This is a genomic window from Pseudoalteromonas sp. BMB (assembly GCF_001709235.1).
In the GTDB taxonomy this organism is placed as follows: Bacteria; Pseudomonadota; Gammaproteobacteria; order Enterobacterales; family Alteromonadaceae; genus Pseudoalteromonas; species Pseudoalteromonas maricaloris.
In genome coordinates, this window is sequence record NZ_MBQA01000169.1 from 16,908 (window position 1) to 34,581 (window position 17,674).

The following is a 17,674-nucleotide window of genomic DNA, read 5'->3' on the forward strand; positions in this document are numbered from 1 at the left end:
TAAAAGCATTCGCGATAAGATACTTTCGTCTCTAGTACAGGTAACCTGAAAGCAGCAGAAGTTGCTCAAAATAAATTTACGTTGTGCTGTAAGTTGGCAATCCGGTACTTTCTCGGTGTTTGGTTGAACAATTTCTTAAACGCTTGAACAAACGCAGAGTCAGAAGCGTACCCCAACTCGATAGCAATTTCCTGTATGCTCTTTTGCGACCCTAACAATTGCAAAGATAAAACTAACCTTACATTTTGCCTCCACCGTGAAAATGATTGAGAAAACTCCCTCGAGCACAACCGCGACAAAGTGCGCTCAGAAGCGCCCACTTTTGTTGCCCATTCCTTTAACGTAAATGGTAGATCCGGTTGCTCTTTAAGCTGTAAGAAAATGGATAAAAGGCGTTTATCGGTAGGTATGAGTAGGGGTATTTCATAACGGTTTGCGATCGTGATTTGATCCCGCAATACCGTTAGCAAATGTGTGATATTGGATTGTGCTTGAGTGAGCGTCTCGTTTTCAAATAGCAACAAAATGAGCGCTTTAATAAATGGCGTTACCAAACAGGATTTTGGTTCGTCTCCATACTGAACATATTTGTCGGGATTAAGGTAAATCGCCAAAAACTGTGTATCTGTAATCGCTATGGATTTATGCACTGTATTTGCGGGTATGTAGAGCATGCCATTGTGAGGAACGATCCCGCTTTTATCGCCGATACTTGATTGCAGCAGCCCCTGCAAAGGAAACACAATTTGATGCCACGAATGTGAATGGAAGTCATCAATATAGCCAGAAGCCATATTAATCGTTTTAGTTACGATTTGTTTATCAGAAGAACCTTTGATGAGGTCATTAGCTTGCATCTTGGCGACTTATCAACATTAAACGTCTGTTAGTATAAGTTACGCCATCCGAATTTAATATACCATCTATAGCCTATTGTAAATTAAAAGGCACAAAGATGCATATTCACTTTATCGTTCATGAACATTTTGAAGCGCCCGGCTCCTATGAATCTTGGGCAAATAAACGCGGCCATACCATTACCTATTCGCGAGTTTATCAAGGAGAACCGCTCCCAAAAAATGTCGAAGACTTAGATTTTTTGGTTGTCATGGGAGGACCTCAAGATCCGTCAACAACTATTGATCAATGCCCGCACTTCGATGCAAAAGGTGAGCAAAAAGTCATCTTGAATTCGATTACCGCCGGAAAAGTTGTGCTTGGCATATGCCTAGGATCGCAACTCATTGGTGAAGCGCTAGGTGCAACATTTGAACCTAGCCCTGAACGTGAAATAGGAAAATATCCGATAACCTTGACGAAAGCTGGGATGACACACCCACTATTTAGTCATTTTGGAAAAGTGTTGGATGTCGGCCATTGGCATAATGATATGCCAGGACTCACCAATGGATCACAAGTGATTGCATATAGCACGGGGTGCCCGCGACAAATTGTCGCCTACAGAGATCTAGTATACGGTTTTCAGTGCCATATGGAATTTACCAAAGATATCGTCGCATTACTGATTGAAAATGACGACCTCAGTGACGCTTTACAGTATCGATTTGTAGATGAGCCAGAGATTTTACTGAACCATAACTATGACGAAATGAACCAAAAACTGCACGACTTTTTAGACAAGTTAGAAAGCTTTTATAAATCAAAAATTGAGTGTTAATCATATTATTTAACCTGCCTAATTGCTCAGGCTAGCGGCCTCTGTACGTCTAAAAAATATAATTGCTTATTAAGGCAAATTTAGGTGTAATGAATAAATAATAAGCGCTGAGCAATGCAGGGAAAGCTTACATAACACTAGCTAAACTGATTACACTAGCTAGGAAAGTGAGAGCCTCCAAAAAGCCTATTTTTTCTAAGTAAGTCCATAGCATGAACAACACCAACTCTGTCACACCGAGCAGGTGACGGCTCAACCCAACAAACGATTATGCAACACAAACTCCATGTCGCATAAATACTAAATTTTTATACAACTACGGATAGCCCAGAGTATGCCCAATCCATTTATTCCTGAGTCGTTTAAGCCTCCGACGTTTTTTGATAGTGAAAATTTTCACTTCAGAGTGCTTGAAGAAGAAGTTGCTGAGTTAGACTTTGAAGCCGTAATGTCCAGTCAAAAAAGGCTACAAGGATTATTTGGCCCTGAAACTGAGTGGCCTAAAGTTAATATGACCCTCGAAGAAAATATAGAAAGCTTAAAAATTCATAAACAAGAGTTTGAATCAAGGGATGCTTTTGCATATTCCATATTTAACAATTCACAGGAAAAATGCCTAGGCTCTGTTTATATAGATCCAAGCCGATCACTAAATTATGACTGCGAAGTCTACTTGTGGATTCGAGATGATAGTATTGCGTTAGAAAAAATACTTTATCAGACTGTCTTAAATTGGCTTCAATCAGTGTGGCCTTTCTCAAAAATAGCATTACCGGGCAAGTCGATTTCATGGAAGGATTGGACTCATGAGTTAAAAGTTGTATAACAAGGCAATGAACCAAAAAGAACTCAACAAAAGAATAACACGCGAATAACACAGACACCCAGCACAGTTTGAACCTATGTTGTGGTGGGTGTCAGCGATTTAATTTTTGTTGTCGCTCCGCTCCAATCTAACACCAGGCAACCTACGTATTGGCCGCCCGTTATGGAGCGTTAGCTGTCACAACTAGAATCACGTACAACTTAGACTTATGTTTTTAGGATTTTGGCTTTTTATTTTAGCGTTTATCTTTGTTTTGTTTTTCGTAACTGCTTTTACTTGTGTAGTGCGTTATTTTAAAACAAAAGAAGATAAGTACCTTTTAAGAGCGTCTTTTTGGGGCTTACTTCCGTTTGGTATTGTTGCGCTTTTCTCTATATTAATCTGGCTTAGCACTCCAGAATCTATAAATCGTGAGAGAATTATTGGTTCTTATGAAGTGGATACTAATTTTTATTCAGGTCACAACGCAGATTGGCAGAAGCGACACTACCGCTTTGAGATATATGAAGATGATAGCTTTATTTTCTTTGAGCGATTAGCTGATTCCTCAGAAAGAAAGTATATAGGTAAGGTGAAATGGGCGAATGAGACTCCAGAAAAATGGTCTATATCTATGCAAACTCCGCATCATGTTGTACCTATTTACCCAATTCTTTACCGTGAAAAAAATGGCTTTTATTATGTATTTGAGTCTCAATATTTTGGTAATGTATTTTTTCGCAAAGTCGAAAGTGACAACTAACAAGAGACTATGGCGTCAATAGTTAATTTTAAGCTTTTGGCGCTTCCCACATTACCCTCGAATTTAATATCACAATCATCTTTCTTACACAGGCAATGATAGCTACTTTTTTCGGTTTTCTGACGCCAATAATTTTTGATATTGGCCTTTAAACACAAATCAACACCTACCATAATTTGGCTGTCTTTAAGAGAAATGACTGGGCCGACCGCTTCGCGCCGTTTGCGGGGTTTTCATACAACCAAGCCGATAAACCTGTCAAAAAGACAAAAATGGGCACTTAACCGTATCAACACGGACATCCACTAATACTTTCGATTTCTCGGTCAGTTCGATTAAGTTTTGACACATTCATACTCGTACTGAGTATTTATTCTCCAATACACATGGACTTTATACGTTAATTTAGTCGGATAGGTTAAAAAATTACATTTTCTCGGCTCACATTACCCTGTCAAAATAGTAAACTTTTCGACTATATCCTTATCAATCTCCTTGATCAGGGTATGTGACAAACCTAAATTTTTGGCTTCGTTGCGAAACGAGCGAGTTATTTCGAAGATTTCTTCAACCATCACCATAATCGCTTTCTTTGAAGATAACCCAGACTGAGCCGCTAACTGGTCTAGCGCGCGCTTTGGCGTTCGGCCATTCCCGCCAAATGCCGTCATATGCTCTTTGTAAGGGCTGGGGCTATAAACAATGTCGTAGAAAGGCGATAGTGTCCAGTTATCGGTGTCACTGGCAAGAAAGCTAAAGTTCTTACTGTGATCATCTTGGTTAACCGTTAGGTAATTAAAAATGCAGCGCTTAACAAGCTTTTGAGACTCAGTAACACTGCACATGATACGCGTAGCTTTAACTAAATCCACGTAGTCTAAAGAGGGCTCTCGAAACGGTGCATCTAACAACCCACACGCTGAAATCATATGGATCCGACCACCTTGCTCAGTACAATCAAATCGTTTTTGCTCTAGCCAAAAGCGGCCATTACTCGCATCAATTAAATTAAAGTCAGGAACTTCAATGCCGACATTACGGGCCATCTGCATGTAGCAATATTCGACTAATGATTCAGAGTGCTTCAACTCAAACCTTTCAGATGTCAGCTTGACGATAAGCTTTGTACCCGGTACGTTATCTAATGTTGTATATTCACCACTCGGTAAACGTGTAACGTTCATTTTTGGCCTAGCACCACCCGAACCACCCGTTTTCATCAAATGCTCGAGCAAAGTAGATTCGGTCCCTTCAAACTCTTCAGTCGCTGCTCGTCCGAGAGTAATGATATCAATCGACTCCTTGGACTCATCAAGTAAATCTAATTCTGGCTCATAGCTCAACGCCCCCATACATCTGTCACCTAGGTAAGCCAAACGCTCCAGAGCAGTAATTTCATTGGGGTTATGACCGTGCAGCCTAAATACACGATCCATAAGATAAAGCCCCCAGCCATCAGGCAGGCTATCTCCAAAAACCCCATGAATACCGTAATGTGGCTCTCTAGGTGCAGCTTGGAGGCTTGTATCAGCCGCTAAATTGAACGGAGCCAGAGAAGTTGGATGAGCACCTAAATAAGTCTCATCAAATTGAAAGAAACTGTGCTTACTATTTTCAGCGAGCTTGCCGACAATTACCTTTTCACCTGTGCTAAGCGTTCGCTTTACGGTTAGGGCTGATTTAAGCATGTCGAAGCACATCCTCTATAGTTTTATATTCAGGCTCAGATAACTTTGTCAGCTCTTTCACTTTTTTCAAGTCACCGACAGTCTCATAAAGCATAAGAAACTGCCGCAATGAGATGTTACCAGATGACTCAAACTTTCGGATCGTAGCATAAGGCACGCCAGAGAGATCGGCCATCTTCTGAACACTGAGTTTATCTTTTTTCCGAGCGGATTTGATAAACTCTTTGAGTTCCATCTGCATATCATAAGCGGTATAAAGAGATAGCATAAACGCCCCAAAAAACTGTCACTATAGTATCAATTATAGCATCCATGATGACTTTTTTGCTATTATGATAGCAAACATAAAGTATTTCACCGATATTTGCCATCATAGTAGCAGAAATTAAAGCAAGACTGACATCCTTCGGATATAGAAAAAGAGGTAGTGAGGCATGTTTCCCAATGTGCCAACTATTGAGAAAAAGGCGATTGAACTCTAGAGTATTAACAAAAGTTAGCAGTGACCCCCACTGTTATTTGTTCGCGTTAAAACCAATTCACGTAATGACTTAACCAGTACTAATGCTTTAATTCACCTCTTGATTAAAACATTTTAACAAAGCGAATTAAGATAGTTTTTCTGGTTTTTTATCGGTTAGCTCTCGAAGCAGTTGTGGCAACCACTCTGGCTTAAATTGCGCTGGATTTACCTGCGTCATTGCGTTAAGACTCCACCACTGCCATTGTTGAATTGTTTCTTTTTCTTCTTCGGTCCAACGTGCCGCAAAGACTCCATCGTTACTTGAGCATCGAATAAGATAATACTTTTCTTGCCATACCGCAGGGATGGAGCGAGCAACCGCATAAATAGCTTCACGCTCTTCCACTAAGGGGCCAATCTCTTGCTCCAACCCAGTTTCTTCATAGAGCTCTCTGGCAGCGGCATCTAGGTAAGTTTCATTGTCTTGTAATTCGCCACCTGGCGTTGCCCAGAAAGCTTCATGGTGATGTTCATCCTGATACTGAAATAGCAGTAACTCATGCTTTTCATTGACGATAATTAGTCTTGCACATTGCCTTTCTTTCATTATGTCTTCCTAGTACCTAGCGAGTAAAAATAAAAAAGCCCTGTGAGCAGGGCTTTGCTACTAACACGGTAAACTTATCACGCCGCAACCTGTCCTTTGTGGATCAATCGCTCACAGAGGGCTTGCCATTCGCTAGTTTGCTTTTTGCCTTCAATGCGGCGGCCAAATAGTGTTAGTACCGTTTCGCGATTGGCATCAAAAAACTCAATAGAGGTGACCACCGTATTGCCGTTATCCGTAGGTTTTCTGACCACGAACGCGCGGGTCAAATCATCTGCTTTGATATGTAGGTTAAACTCAGGATCTAAGACGTTAAACCAAGGGCCAACTTGTTTGAGGTTTTCAACCTTTCCTGAGAAGATCTGTACCGCACCTGGGTTGCCTACGAATACCATGATCTCTTGCTTAAACGTTTTTGCTTGCTGAAATATATCAGCAAGTTCAAAGCTCTGTAGCTCAAAGCTCCATGGCGAGCCGACAAGCTCAAGGGCCTGCAAGCGTTCAAGGTTGTATGTATCTAATAGCTTTGGAAAATAGTGCACATCTTCAAGCTCACCCCACTGGCATCTAAAGCTATCTAGTTGCTCAGCGCTAGGCGAGGTAATTACAGGCTCCACAAGTTCAAATGGCTTCACGCTAAACGAGCGCTGTGATGTTAGTTGATAGCGCGCTTTAATATTCACCAGTTCGTTAAAGTCCGACTCAGCCGTGGTGTAAACCTTATGTACCGCACGGCCATTTTCATCAAAGAACTGCAAGCTCGTATGATTTTCGGTTTCAACTAAAAATACGCTTTGCCAACGATACAAAAATAGCCGTAAGTCGATACCACCGGGATTAATCGCTATACCACTTAGTTTGCCATTATTGTCTGAAACATAGAGCTTTTCGTATAACCCTTTAATTTCATTTACCACGCTGCCGTTACGCGTCAGCGCCATCACTTTACCCAGTTTTTTCAGGCTTTTGAGGATATCGGCAAGTTGCGTTTCATCTAAGCGCGTTACTGTGGCAGTCACCGCTTCTTCAAGTTGGGCATTCAATAATTCGGCCTCGCTCACGCCCAGTTGCATTGCAGCATCAACGGGCCGTGTCCTTGGCTCACCCGCTAACAAGGTTTTATAGTCTTGAATTAATTGCTTCATGATCTCTCCTTAAAAACGCCAGCTGATCTGGGTTTTAATGTTGCGGCCAAAACCGTAATCGCCTATTCCACCACCGGTACCAGCCATCAGTTTGTATTCTTTGTTAAAGACATTATCGACAGCAACTCTTAGATTAAAGGCTGTATTAATATCCCAACTCGCATATAAATCAGTCAGGGTGTAGCTTTTTTGTGTTTGCGTTGAGTATTGCCTTGTTGCACTGTCCATCACCTGCACATCACGGTCGCCACGCCTGACTATTTGCGCACCAACTTGAACGGCTTGATCAAATAACGAGGCACCTAAATCTAAAGCCAGTTTGTCTGCAGGCAAATACCATAAAGGCTTGTTGTCGTGATCTTTGCCGTCTATGTCACTGTAAGAAAAGTTGCTGTAAAAGCGTGGTGTTGCAAAGTTTACTTCCAGCTCAATGCCATCTCTATCATTACTAGCTCGATTCGCATAACGTGGTGCAGGTACGGGGTTGGTCACATTACTGGTGACCGACGTGATTTCATCGTCTACCGAGATATCAAAGTAGATAAAACGCGCAGTTAATGTGTCATTGTCAGTGAGTATGTTATTTGCCTGATAGGTCACGCCAACTTCGGTGTTGTTGCTATATTCTACGTCTAACGCTAATCCTGGCTGTCTGCCACCGTATTGATCGTACAGCTCGTCAATGAGTGGCGCACGGAAACCTTCTTGGCGGTTTGCAAACACCGCCCACTGTGGCGTCAGTTGATAGTTTACGCTCAAGGCGCCCGCCCAATCACTGTGTGTCACTTTACTATCTAATGCTGCAAACGCCTGTTGAAATTTAGCCGTTGGTGAGGTGCTATAGTGTTCATAGCGAAGCCCTGCGATCACAGTAAGTTGCTGCCAAGTAAATTCATCTTGGATATACACACCGGAGCGCTTTTGCGTACCACCCGGTTGGGATGTCATCTCAGCGGTGGTTGGAGTCGGACCGTATTGCTCACAAGCATAGGTCTCGTAGTTAAGTTTTAAGCATGGTAATGCTGTCTTTTCACCAATACGCTCTTTGTCGGTATATTGCACACCATAGGTCAAAGTATGTGAGTCCAATACGCTGGTATTCATTACATCCAGAGTGGTGATGTTGTATTCATAGTTTGATTCAATACCGATGTAGTCCTCAAGCATGCCGACACCATCGGATTCAGTGACTTGACTGCTGGTATAACCGGCCTTAGCGCTTAAGTTCAGGTAGGGATTACTTGCAGGGTTTAGTTCATAACTCAGATTAGTAACGGACTGCTCTACCTCACGGTACACCGTTCCCCATGCGCCCGGATCTGTTGTATTAAACTCGGTTCGCTGATTATCTGTGGTCTCGGTGTAACTTGCCCCCACAATGGCATCATCACTTAAGAAGTATTCCCCTTTTAACAGAACAGAGCTGTTTTCGATCGCCGAGTTATCCAAAGTTTCATCGTTAGACAACTCCCAATCATTGCTGTCGCGCTTTACCACACCAGCAAGCAAGTCGAGTGAATCATTCGGCCTTGCAAAAGCGATCACTGAGGCATTCTTCTGAGCGTTGTTGCTGTCATAACCAAGTTTAATTTTAGCGCCAGCGACTTCACTATCCTGTAAAAAATCAGCGGCGTCCTTTAGCTCAAACTGAACAACACCACCGAGCGCACCACCGCCATGAAGTACGGTACTCGTGCCTCGTTTAATGCTTATTGAGCGATATAATTCAGGATCAGTGAACAAGCTACCCATGCGATATTTTTCAAAAGTTTGCAGCATGCCATCAATCGTCACCATCACATCTTCCGCGTCACTAAAGCCACGAATATTGAACTTATGTCCTGTCGATCTTGGTCCACCATTAGCGGAAACATTAGGAATGGTATCTAAGGTCTCAAATACACTGCTATCTAATTTGCGCTCTATTTGCTCCGACGAAATAACATTCACTGCTTGTGCCGATTGCAATGCAGTTTTTGTGGTACGCGTTGCCGTTACAGTCACTGCATCTAAGTCTGTTTTTACCACTGTCGACTGAGAGCCATCGTTATTTGAAGAAGATGCGGCTTGTACCCAGGTGGCAGAAGTGGCAAGCGCGATGAAAAGGGTTAATTTAGATAAACGCATAAGAATACTCCGAGTGTCGTTATTTTTTACATGCACTTCAACTTTGCCCCTGATCTTCCCTAGTCCTGTATTATTTAAACAGGCTCATCCAAGATGAAATGCGATTGTCGCGGCGCAATATAACACACACCAATCTAAATGGTAATTATTTTTATTCGCTTTTAACTATTAAATTCGCGACTTGAATCTCGAGTGTACTAAGCTGTGCAAAAAGTGATACCAGTGCTTCGCTGGGTACTTGTTTATCCACGGCGATATAAATCACCTCTGACTTGTCTAAATGACCAAGCGCTTGTATCAGCGTGTTTTCCGCGCTAAACGGCTGCTCGTCTAAGGCATAGGCTATTTGATCATGATTGAACATGATGCTCACTACCTTCGGTGTTTTTTCCAGTACAACCTCACCATTTTTTCCCGCTGTTGGTAAGTTGACCTCCAAGACGTTGAGTTTTACAGCCACACTGAGCAGCAAAAATACAAGGACGATAAAAAGCACATCGAGTAACGCGGTTAAATCAGCACCTAGATGCTGAGGTTTGGGTGTTGGCAGCTCAAGCATTATCTGCCTCCACCAAGGTAAATTGAGTATTCATATAGAGCACAAGCTCGCTTTGAAACCGCTCAACCGTCGCTTGCAAAACGCCATAAATAAGTAGACATGGCATGGCTATCGCCAGTCCTGCCATGGTTGAATACATAGCTTCCCATAATCCATCCGCTAATAACGCGGGTGTCACCGCTTGTTGAGTTTCGGCAATGGTTTTAAACATCAATACCAGCCCCCAGACGGTGCCAAAGAGTCCCATTAATGGGCTTAGCGTGCCGATGATGCTTAAGATCACTAACCGCTTACGCCACTCAAAAACATACCCTTGTAACCGCAAAGCGCCGACTGCTTTGCTACGAAAAAAATGGGGTTTACGCTTGATTTCATGAACGGTAAACCAAGCGCGGCTAAGCACCCAAAGCCGCTCAATGATCACCGCAAGCGCAATAACTGACAAACATAAAAATGGCCATTGCATTGGGCCAAGTTGGGAAAACCAAGATTGCATCGTAGTATTACTCTCTAAGAAAGGGAAAATTTAATAGGCACGGTAAACCAGGCTTTTACCGCATTACCGTCACGAAAAACTGGATGAAACTGCCATTGCTCAACGTTCTTGCGAGCCGCAATGTCCAAAGATTGATGACCGCTACTTTTAACCAAAGTTAAATTCACAATCTCACCTTTTTGATCCAGTTCAATTTCAAAAATAGTCACGCCTTCAAGCCCTCTTCGCTTGGCACGCAGTGGGTAGCTAAGCGCAGGTCTTGGTGCTTTGAATAAAGGTAAAGCATCTAATTTAACAGGAGAGTCATCGGTACTATTTGCTTCACTGAGATGCCTCGCTGACGCCATTTGCGTCGCTTCTTGCTGCGACGTATTTTCTCGTGTTGAGGTAGGCGCTGTCACTTCGATAGCTTTTTTGTTCTCAGTCACTATGGCTTCGTTAAGCTTTGTAGGTTGTGGCAGTTCATTGGCCTGTTGCTTGGGTTTGGGTACAGGCTTGGCTTCCTGTTCTTGCCTTTGTGGTTTTTTAAGTAAGTGCGTAGTGCCGTTAAAATCAGATGGCACTTGCTCTGCTACCACTTTTGAAGCTGGCTCTTGGGAAGGTTGTGCCGTAAACGAAATCATGAGTGGTTTGGTGACTTTACTCACTTCATTTGCAGCAACGCCTGAGTGCCACACCAGTGCTGAGCTTGCAGGAAATAACCACCACAAGCCATGCAGCAGAGCGGAGACTGTGATGCAGATAATTAATTTCATATTGATAAAGACAAATGATAACTGTTACTATTCGCAATAAATACTAACAAGTTTGGATCTGTAATGAAAGCTCAAATTACGACACTGCTAACTTCTAGTTTGCTATTACTCACTTCTGTTCTACAACCTACCTATGCGGAGCAAGGTGCCAAAAACATTGTGGTTTCTGGTGGCTCTATCACAGAGATTATTTATGCACTTGGCGAGGAAAATCGTATCGTTGGCGTGGACAGTACTAGCGTATTTCCTGTTGCTGCGACCGATAAACCACAAATCGGTTACGTAAGAAAAATCAACGTTGAAGGGATCCTTTCCCTTAATCCTGATTTACTACTCGGTGAAGCAGATACAGGCCCAGACAAGGTATTAAAACAGCTTCAAGACACCGGATTACCCACTTTTATTTTCAGCGATAACGATGATCTTGCTGGCGTCGAAGAAAAAATAACAACAATCGCCGAGTTACTGGCAGTTAAAGATAAAGGCCAAGCGCTAGTCGAGTATATTCAAGCCGACAGAAAAGCCTTAACGCATGTCTTGAAACAAGTGAACAACAAACCTAAGGTATTATTTGTTTTGAGCCTGCGTAGTGGCCAACCAATTGTTGCGGGTGCTGGAAATTCTGCAGATGAGGTTATCAACGCAGCTGGCGGCGTTAATGTTGCTGCACAGCATTTTGACGGTTGGAAGCCGCTCGCAACCGAAGCGGCCATCGCCATGGATCCTGATGTCATCATTAGTATGGGCCGCCATGGCGAGCAAAAAGCGATGGATTTAAGCCAAGTTCCCCACTTTAAGTTCTCAAACGCCGTTAAAAACAACCGAGTTATACTTATCGATGGGACATATTTGCTTGGTATGGGCCCACGCACGCCACAAGCCGTAGTTGAGCTCGCTACCTTACTCCACCCAAACGCCACACTGCCCAAGGGTTACCGATTTAGAGCAGCACAATCTGCATCAAAAAATGAGTCTCTGTAATGCTAGCACTCGAGCAATCTTTAATTCCCGCTGAAGTTGCCAAAAAATGGATGTTGCTGGGACTGATTATCGGCTGTATCGTGGTGAGCCTCATTGGCCTAACCAGCGGCGGGGTGAGCATTAGCTACAGTCGTCTAATGGATATTCTCTTTGCAGGTCAATCAAGTAACTTAGAACACGCGGTGATCTGGCAAATTAGATTACCAAGATTGGTGCTCGCAATTGTGGTGGGTGCTGGACTTGGTGCATGCGGCGCCGCAATGCAAGCAATCTTTAGAAACCCGCTGGCAGATCCAGGGTTAATTGGGATCTCTAGTGGTGCCGCACTTGGCGCAATTAGTACCATCGTATTGGGCTCCACGTTACTCAGTGGTTTTGCGGATTATTATGGAATTTACGCCGTGCCAATCGGTGCTTTTCTTGGCTGTCTTGGTGTGTGTAGTTTAATCTACCGTTTATCCAGCCAAGGTAATCGTTTCACAATTGTCAGTTTGTTGTTAGCAGGCATAGCAGTAAACGCCATTGTTGGTGCGGTCATTGGAATACTAACGTTGATCAGCTCAGATCAACAGTTACGCGACTTAACCTTTTGGAGCATGGGATCTCTTGCAGGCAATGGTTTCACAACTATCATCCCATCGTTGTGTTTAATGTTGGCATGCTGCTTTGGTTTTAGCCGCTTAGCTCAACCGCTCAACCTCTATTTACTTGGCGAGCAACAAGCTAGACATCTCGGGGTCGATGTCGTGCGCCTGAAAAAGAAAGTGTTTGCTTATACCGCATTGTGCACCGGTGCAGCGGTTGCGCTAACAGGTATTATTGGTTTCGTTGGCTTTATTGTTCCTCATATAGTGCGCTTATTAATCGGCCCAGATCACCGCTATTTGTTACCTGCTTCGATGTTGGGTGGGGCAATTTTACTGTGTTTGGCAGACTTACTCGCGCGCACACTCATTCTCCCATCAGAATTACCGATAGGCCTTATCACCAGCGCTTTAGGTGGCCCTTTTTTCCTGATCATGCTGGTGAAAACGTATCGTATAAAGGAGCTTTAGTATGCTAGAAGCGCATAACGTCAGTGTCCAAGTGGGGCAAAAATTGTTGCTCAAAGACATTGATTTTTCAATCAACCCGGGGGAATTTGCCGTTGTTCTTGGCCCCAACGGTGCAGGCAAGTCTACTCTACTCAAGGCGCTGTGCGGCGATATTTCTCTAACACAGGGCGATGTCACCTATCATCAACAACGAGTGCAAGACTTAAATGCCCTAGACCTTTCCCATATCCGCGCCGTACTCACGCAGCAATATGATTGTGAGTTCCCATTTTGCGTGCAAGAGATAGTGGATATGTCGCACTATGTACATCAGCACACTTGTACACCAGACTCGCTTCGTGAATATTCACAGCAAGCAATGCAAACTTTATCAGTCGAGCATTTAGCAAAGCGGTGCTTTACTCAGCTATCAGGGGGAGAAAAGCAAAGGGTTCAGTTTGCGCGGGTACTTTGCCAGCTGCTACCCACTTTACATGCGAACAAACCCTGCTACCTGATGATTGACGAGCCTACCGCTAGCCTAGATTTATACCATCAGTATCAAGTCATGAAGCTAGCTCAGCAAATAGCTAAGCAAGGAGCGGGCGTAGTCGCAGTGGTACATGACTTGGCCCTCGCTGCAAGCTTTGCCGATAAGGTATATCTACTGCAACAGGGCGAATTGGTTGCCACCGGATCCCCAGAGGAAGTACTCAGTAACGCTCAATTAATGAGTACCTATGGGATTGATGCAGAGATCACGCTTTCTGATATGTTTTTACCAACCCTGGGTGTTGCAAAGGTATTTGGACTTTCGGCAGAAAAATAACCTGCACTTAAACAGGCTGGCATACACCAGCCTGTTTAATCAGCTCGCTTAACTCAGCTCCCAACTTTGAAGCTAAAATTAAGCAAGTTGCTAGTTACCTCCTAAATTGATGCGCCTTTTACGGGGCGCAAACACAAAATGGCAAGACTAAACAAAATAATAGCAAGCAGCGCCATCGCAGCCGCACCAAGGCTGTAAGCAAAACCCGCGACGGCAGACCAAATCGCTACACCAATGTGCATCATGCTCATGGCCAGTGAAATAAGTACACCACGATGTGCAGGCGAAAGTTCTGAAATATATGCCTGTAATGCCGGAGCCCCGATACCGCCAGCCAATGCCCAAAGTGTCATCAAAAAGTATAACGGTATGAGAGAGGTACCTTGATACCAATAAAGACCGCTACTGGCGATGAGGCAAACGACCAATGATGCACGCATTACCTGCCGCCCACTTTCAAAATGGGTTGCGAGTTTTGGCATCATCAAGTTTCCAGCAACACTCACTAAGCCTAATAAGGCATACAGTACTCCAATAAACCACACTGACAGTGCTTGTGTATCTCGTAAATGCTGCCCAACCAAATTGAACAAACCAATACCACCACCTAAACCAATACACATGGTAAGTAACGCACCAACAACACCGGGGATTTGCCATAGCTTGAACGATATCTTAGTGCCTTCTCCAGCTTTGTCATTTGGGATCGCATGGCGGTTTACGGTAAGTAATAACGCAACAACCCAAGTGGCGATCCCCAGAGCAACAAAAGCGGCTCGCCACGACATTAAATGCGTTAAAAACGCGCCAAACGCAGGACTTGAGATCATGCCAAGTGTTAAGCCTGCTTGCACCCAACCGATCCGCTTTAGCGCATTTCCACCAGAGCTTGCCGCGATGGCAAATGCAATCGGTAGCATGCCAGCACTGGCAATACCGGTGATCACACGAGCAACTAAGCCCCATTCAAATGAAGTGACAAGCCCTGTCGCGATAGAGGCACCACCAAAAACCACGATTGCAGGTAAGATGATAGCGCGGCGCCCTACTTTATCTGAGAGTGCCCCAAATAGCGGAGCCACAATCGCAAGGGCAAAACTGTAAGTGGTAATAAACAGTGTAACTCGCTCAGGCTTTACACCTAATTCGAGTCCAATAGGCTCAAGAATAGGCCCAAGCATCAGCTCATCGGCGCCGACTAAAAACGCAATAAAGGCGAGTAATAAAGTCAATAACATCTCATTACCCCTTTTTTGCGCAGCAAACGTTTACCTTGCAGGTGTTCAGCAAAGCATAAGAAATAAAGCCAATATTAAGTTGGTCTTTGTTTAGGTTACTGCCTGACATTATCAGGCCTTTTAAAATCAAGTTCATTAAATTACATCCATAAAAAACGGGAGATCGACAAGTATGCCGACCTCCCGTTTCAAAAAATTTCGAAACGTGTGCCACTAAATTTCAGGCACAAAAAAGCCGGCGATGAAGTATCATCGCCGGCTTCATCTTTCCAATCATCAGATACACTGCCGCCGTCCACCTTTATTCAGGTAGTCGCCAATGCCTCTGATGAAGATTTAGAAAGTAAGCTCCGAGCAACACTTCATCGTGTTAATGCGCGGAGCAAAGCCTTCTAACAAAATTCTTAAATAGGATGTAAAACATCGTGGAAAGATCCAAATTAAAATCGCGCGCCAATCTATACGATGTTGATTAAGTAGTCAATAATCCAAACTAAGATACATCAACACAACGGTGTACTACCCCTTATCCCTAAGCGCAAAGCGGTAAACACCTGCGATCAGCAAACAAATGGTTATAGGCAACCACAGCGCCTGAAAGTAAAACTTGTTATAAAACCAAGCGCCTAACACGCCACCTGCCACAAACCCTGAGATTATCAACACAAACAGTTTTGCTTTTCTGGTATCTAGTGGCTCGCCTCTACATACAGCCCCAATCATTAGTCCTAGGTCGGTGAATATTCCTGTTACATGGGTTGTCCTCACCACGGCTCCACTGTACGTGGTGGCTAATGCGTTTTGTAGTCCACAAGCTGCAGAGGCAAAAAAGTGACCATAAAATGAGCCTTGCATCAGTAAGACGAGAGACACGGTAAGCAAAATAGCTTCAAGTATCAGCGCGGTATCGTAATGTTTGCCAAGCCTTAACGTGGTGCCATGCAGCAAAAACCCCGCAAGTGCAGAGCCAAGCAAGAACGCGAGTAACACTCCAAATAAGTGCAGGGTTTCTTTAAGATTGTCACCTAAAAAACTGGTTCCGAGCATAGTCGCAGTGCCGGATAAGTGAGAAACGGATTGATGCTCGAAGCTAAGTAGGCCGATTGCATTCACAAATCCTGCGACGAGCGCCAATATAAAAGCGCCGATCTCAACCCATTTTGGTAACTTTGAGATCATCTCTTCGCCATAGGATGATCAGGGTTTAGCTGCAATAAGTCCCAGCGGTTGCCATAGAGATCTTCAAATACAGCAACCGTGCCATAATCTTGCTCTTGTGGCTCGCGAATAAACTGGATACCAATAGACTTCATACGCTCATAATCACGCCAGAAATCATCGGTATTTAAAAATAAAAATACCCGCCCACCAGCTTGATCACCAATAAACTTCTGCTGCTCTGGCGTAGAAGCTCTGGCAAGTAGTAACGCCGTACCATGAGAATTAGGCGGTGCCACCACCACCCAGCGTTTATCTTGCTCGGGTTGGTAGGTGTCTTCTATTAATTCAAAACTTAGTTTATTGACGTAGAAGTCGATGGCTTCATCGTAGTCTTTAACGACGAGCGCAATATTGACAATATTTTGTTTCATGATGAGGGCAACCCATAGCCTCTTGCCATAAGTGCAGCAAGTAGCGGTAAAACTAAAAGTAACAGCATTTCTAGCCTTTTAATGACGATGATGCGCTGGGGCACAGACAAATTAGCTGCTGTTGTCTTACGGTGCTTCAATAAAAACACAGTCGGAATGATAGATAGTAAAGCGATTAACAAAAATAGTCCGACTTTGGCATGGAAAATCGGATTTTTAGTGTAGAACTCACTGGGCTTGCCAACTGCAAACCATAGCGTTAACCCTGCGCCAAGGGTTACAAGCGCACTGACACCATACAAGCCATCAACTACCGCTAACCGCTTAATGCTCTGACTACTCATTGATTTGGAGAGTAGCACGTTTTCAATCGCGAGCGTTGATGCCAAAAATAAAATACCGATAAAATGAATATATCTAACGACTATCTCTTCCATACGATGCCCCAATTGCTATTTTAGTGTTGATAAAGTGTGTTGTTTTCTTCTAAAAAGTTCACCAAAGGCAAAAACAAAGGCTGCGGCAATTCATCAAGCGAAAACCACTGCCATTGTTTGCATTTATTTGGCTCTTTAACTTCTGCATCATGAGTATCGCACCTTGCCATGACAAACAGAGTGACATAATGTTTCTGCTCATCGGCAAAATAATCATTAGTAAAACCAAGCTTTTCAACGTTTACAACATGTAGCCCCGTTTCTTCATGCACCTCTCTTATCGCGCATGCCTCAATGTCCTCTCCATACTCTAAATGGCCACCAGGGGTTGCCCAAGTATGTGCGCCATGAGCGCCGATGCGTTCACCGAGTAAAATTTTATTATCGTGCATTATGACCACGCCAACCCCGACGCGTACGACTTGCTCCATCATTTTTCCTTTAGGGCCTGTTTACCTTTCAAGTTTGTTTTTGCAG

Annotated in this window: 20 protein-coding genes and 1 pseudogene; 6 read left to right on the forward strand and 15 right to left on the reverse strand. The window is 43.7% G+C overall.

What is annotated here, in order from left to right; translation table 11 throughout:
• Nucleotides 1-65: 65 nt before the first annotated feature.
• Nucleotides 66-857, reverse strand: coding sequence for an AraC family transcriptional regulator (locus BB427_RS14005; RefSeq protein WP_069021317.1), 792 nt, complete (start codon nt 855-857; stop codon nt 66-68).
• Between the two features lie 98 nt (nt 858-955).
• On the opposite strand from BB427_RS14005, the gene BB427_RS14010 reads away from it, so the two are divergent.
• The 3 genes from BB427_RS14010 (at nt 956) to BB427_RS14020 (ending at nt 3,246) form a co-directional block, all read left to right on the forward strand.
• On the forward strand, nt 956-1,678 hold the full coding sequence (locus BB427_RS14010; protein ID WP_069021318.1) for a type 1 glutamine amidotransferase: 723 nt from the start codon (nt 956-958) through the stop codon (nt 1,676-1,678).
• 334 nt (nt 1,679-2,012) lie between these two features.
• Nucleotides 2,013-2,504 (forward strand): hypothetical protein, encoded by a 492-nt coding sequence (locus BB427_RS14015; RefSeq protein WP_069021320.1) that lies wholly within the window; start codon nt 2,013-2,015, stop codon nt 2,502-2,504.
• 208 nt (nt 2,505-2,712) lie between these two features.
• Nucleotides 2,713-3,246 (forward strand): hypothetical protein, encoded by a 534-nt coding sequence (locus tag BB427_RS14020; RefSeq protein ID WP_069021321.1) that lies wholly within the window; start codon nt 2,713-2,715, stop codon nt 3,244-3,246.
• Nucleotides 3,247-3,274: 28 nt separating this feature from the next.
• Here BB427_RS14020 and BB427_RS24190 read toward each other — a convergent pair.
• The 9 genes and pseudogenes from BB427_RS24190 to BB427_RS14060 all read right to left on the reverse strand — a co-directional run.
• Nucleotides 3,275-3,402 (reverse strand): annotated as a pseudogene (locus tag BB427_RS24190) (IS110 family transposase); the annotation flags it as partial.
• A gap of 290 nt (nt 3,403-3,692) precedes the next feature.
• Nucleotides 3,693-4,934, reverse strand: coding sequence for a type II toxin-antitoxin system HipA family toxin (locus BB427_RS14025; RefSeq protein ID WP_069021323.1), 1,242 nt, complete (start codon nt 4,932-4,934; stop codon nt 3,693-3,695).
• On the reverse strand, nt 4,927-5,202 hold the full coding sequence (locus tag BB427_RS14030) for a helix-turn-helix domain-containing protein (RefSeq protein ID WP_069021325.1): 276 nt from the start codon (nt 5,200-5,202) through the stop codon (nt 4,927-4,929). The genes BB427_RS14025 and BB427_RS14030 overlap by 8 nt, the downstream gene beginning before the upstream one ends.
• A 340-nt stretch (nt 5,203-5,542) precedes the next feature.
• Nucleotides 5,543-6,004, reverse strand: coding sequence for an NUDIX hydrolase (locus BB427_RS14035; protein WP_069021326.1), 462 nt, complete (start codon nt 6,002-6,004; stop codon nt 5,543-5,545).
• A gap of 77 nt (nt 6,005-6,081) precedes the next feature.
• Nucleotides 6,082-7,149, reverse strand: coding sequence for a ChuX/HutX family heme-like substrate-binding protein (locus BB427_RS14040; RefSeq protein WP_069021328.1), 1,068 nt, complete (start codon nt 7,147-7,149; stop codon nt 6,082-6,084).
• A gap of 9 nt (nt 7,150-7,158) precedes the next feature.
• Nucleotides 7,159-9,276 (reverse strand): TonB-dependent receptor domain-containing protein, encoded by a 2,118-nt coding sequence (locus BB427_RS14045; protein WP_069021330.1) that lies wholly within the window; start codon nt 9,274-9,276, stop codon nt 7,159-7,161.
• Between the two features lie 151 nt (nt 9,277-9,427).
• On the reverse strand, nt 9,428-9,835 hold the full coding sequence (locus BB427_RS14050) for a biopolymer transporter ExbD (RefSeq protein ID WP_069021332.1): 408 nt from the start codon (nt 9,833-9,835) through the stop codon (nt 9,428-9,430).
• Complete coding sequence (locus BB427_RS14055) at nt 9,828-10,331, reverse strand: MotA/TolQ/ExbB proton channel family protein (protein WP_069021334.1); 504 nt, start codon at nt 10,329-10,331, stop codon at nt 9,828-9,830. The genes BB427_RS14050 and BB427_RS14055 overlap by 8 nt, the downstream gene beginning before the upstream one ends.
• A gap of 14 nt (nt 10,332-10,345) precedes the next feature.
• A complete protein-coding gene (locus BB427_RS14060) occupies nt 10,346-11,086 on the reverse strand; it encodes an energy transducer TonB (RefSeq protein ID WP_069021335.1) in 741 nt (246 codons plus the stop codon).
• A gap of 63 nt (nt 11,087-11,149) precedes the next feature.
• Between BB427_RS14060 and BB427_RS14065 the strand changes: the two genes are divergently transcribed.
• Genes BB427_RS14065 through BB427_RS14075 form a run of 3 tightly spaced genes read left to right on the forward strand, consistent with a single transcriptional unit; the run spans nt 11,150 to nt 13,930 of the window.
• Nucleotides 11,150-12,067, forward strand: coding sequence for a heme/hemin ABC transporter substrate-binding protein (locus BB427_RS14065; protein WP_069021337.1), 918 nt, complete (start codon nt 11,150-11,152; stop codon nt 12,065-12,067).
• On the forward strand, nt 12,067-13,122 hold the full coding sequence (locus tag BB427_RS14070; protein WP_069021339.1) for a FecCD family ABC transporter permease: 1,056 nt from the start codon (nt 12,067-12,069) through the stop codon (nt 13,120-13,122). Before BB427_RS14065 ends, BB427_RS14070 begins: the two co-directional genes overlap by 1 nt.
• 1 nt (nt 13,123) lies before the next feature.
• On the forward strand, nt 13,124-13,930 hold the full coding sequence (locus BB427_RS14075) for a heme ABC transporter ATP-binding protein (protein ID WP_069021340.1): 807 nt from the start codon (nt 13,124-13,126) through the stop codon (nt 13,928-13,930).
• A gap of 101 nt (nt 13,931-14,031) precedes the next feature.
• Here BB427_RS14075 and BB427_RS14080 read toward each other — a convergent pair whose 3' ends face one another.
• The 5 genes from BB427_RS14080 to BB427_RS14100 all read right to left on the reverse strand — a co-directional run bounded on the left by BB427_RS14080 (nt 14,032) and on the right by BB427_RS14100 (nt 17,628).
• The gene (locus BB427_RS14080; RefSeq protein WP_069021342.1) at nt 14,032-15,168 is read right to left on the reverse strand and encodes an MFS transporter; all 1,137 of its coding nucleotides are present in this window, start codon (nt 15,166-15,168) and stop codon (nt 14,032-14,034) included.
• A 519-nt stretch (nt 15,169-15,687) separates the two neighbouring features.
• Complete coding sequence (locus BB427_RS14085) at nt 15,688-16,347, reverse strand: YoaK family protein (RefSeq protein WP_069021344.1); 660 nt, start codon at nt 16,345-16,347, stop codon at nt 15,688-15,690.
• Nucleotides 16,344-16,760, reverse strand: coding sequence for a VOC family protein (locus BB427_RS14090; RefSeq protein ID WP_069021346.1), 417 nt, complete (start codon nt 16,758-16,760; stop codon nt 16,344-16,346). Before BB427_RS14090 ends, BB427_RS14085 begins: the two co-directional genes overlap by 4 nt.
• Nucleotides 16,757-17,197: a DUF2214 family protein gene (locus BB427_RS14095; protein ID WP_069021348.1), complete on the reverse strand. Its 441-nt coding sequence runs from the start codon at nt 17,195-17,197 to the stop codon at nt 16,757-16,759. Before BB427_RS14095 ends, BB427_RS14090 begins: the two co-directional genes overlap by 4 nt.
• 20 nt (nt 17,198-17,217) lie before the next feature.
• Nucleotides 17,218-17,628, reverse strand: a complete 411-nt coding sequence (locus BB427_RS14100) for a nucleotide triphosphate diphosphatase NUDT15 (RefSeq protein ID WP_069021349.1) — start codon at nt 17,626-17,628, stop codon at nt 17,218-17,220.
• Nucleotides 17,629-17,674: the final 46 nt, after the last annotated feature.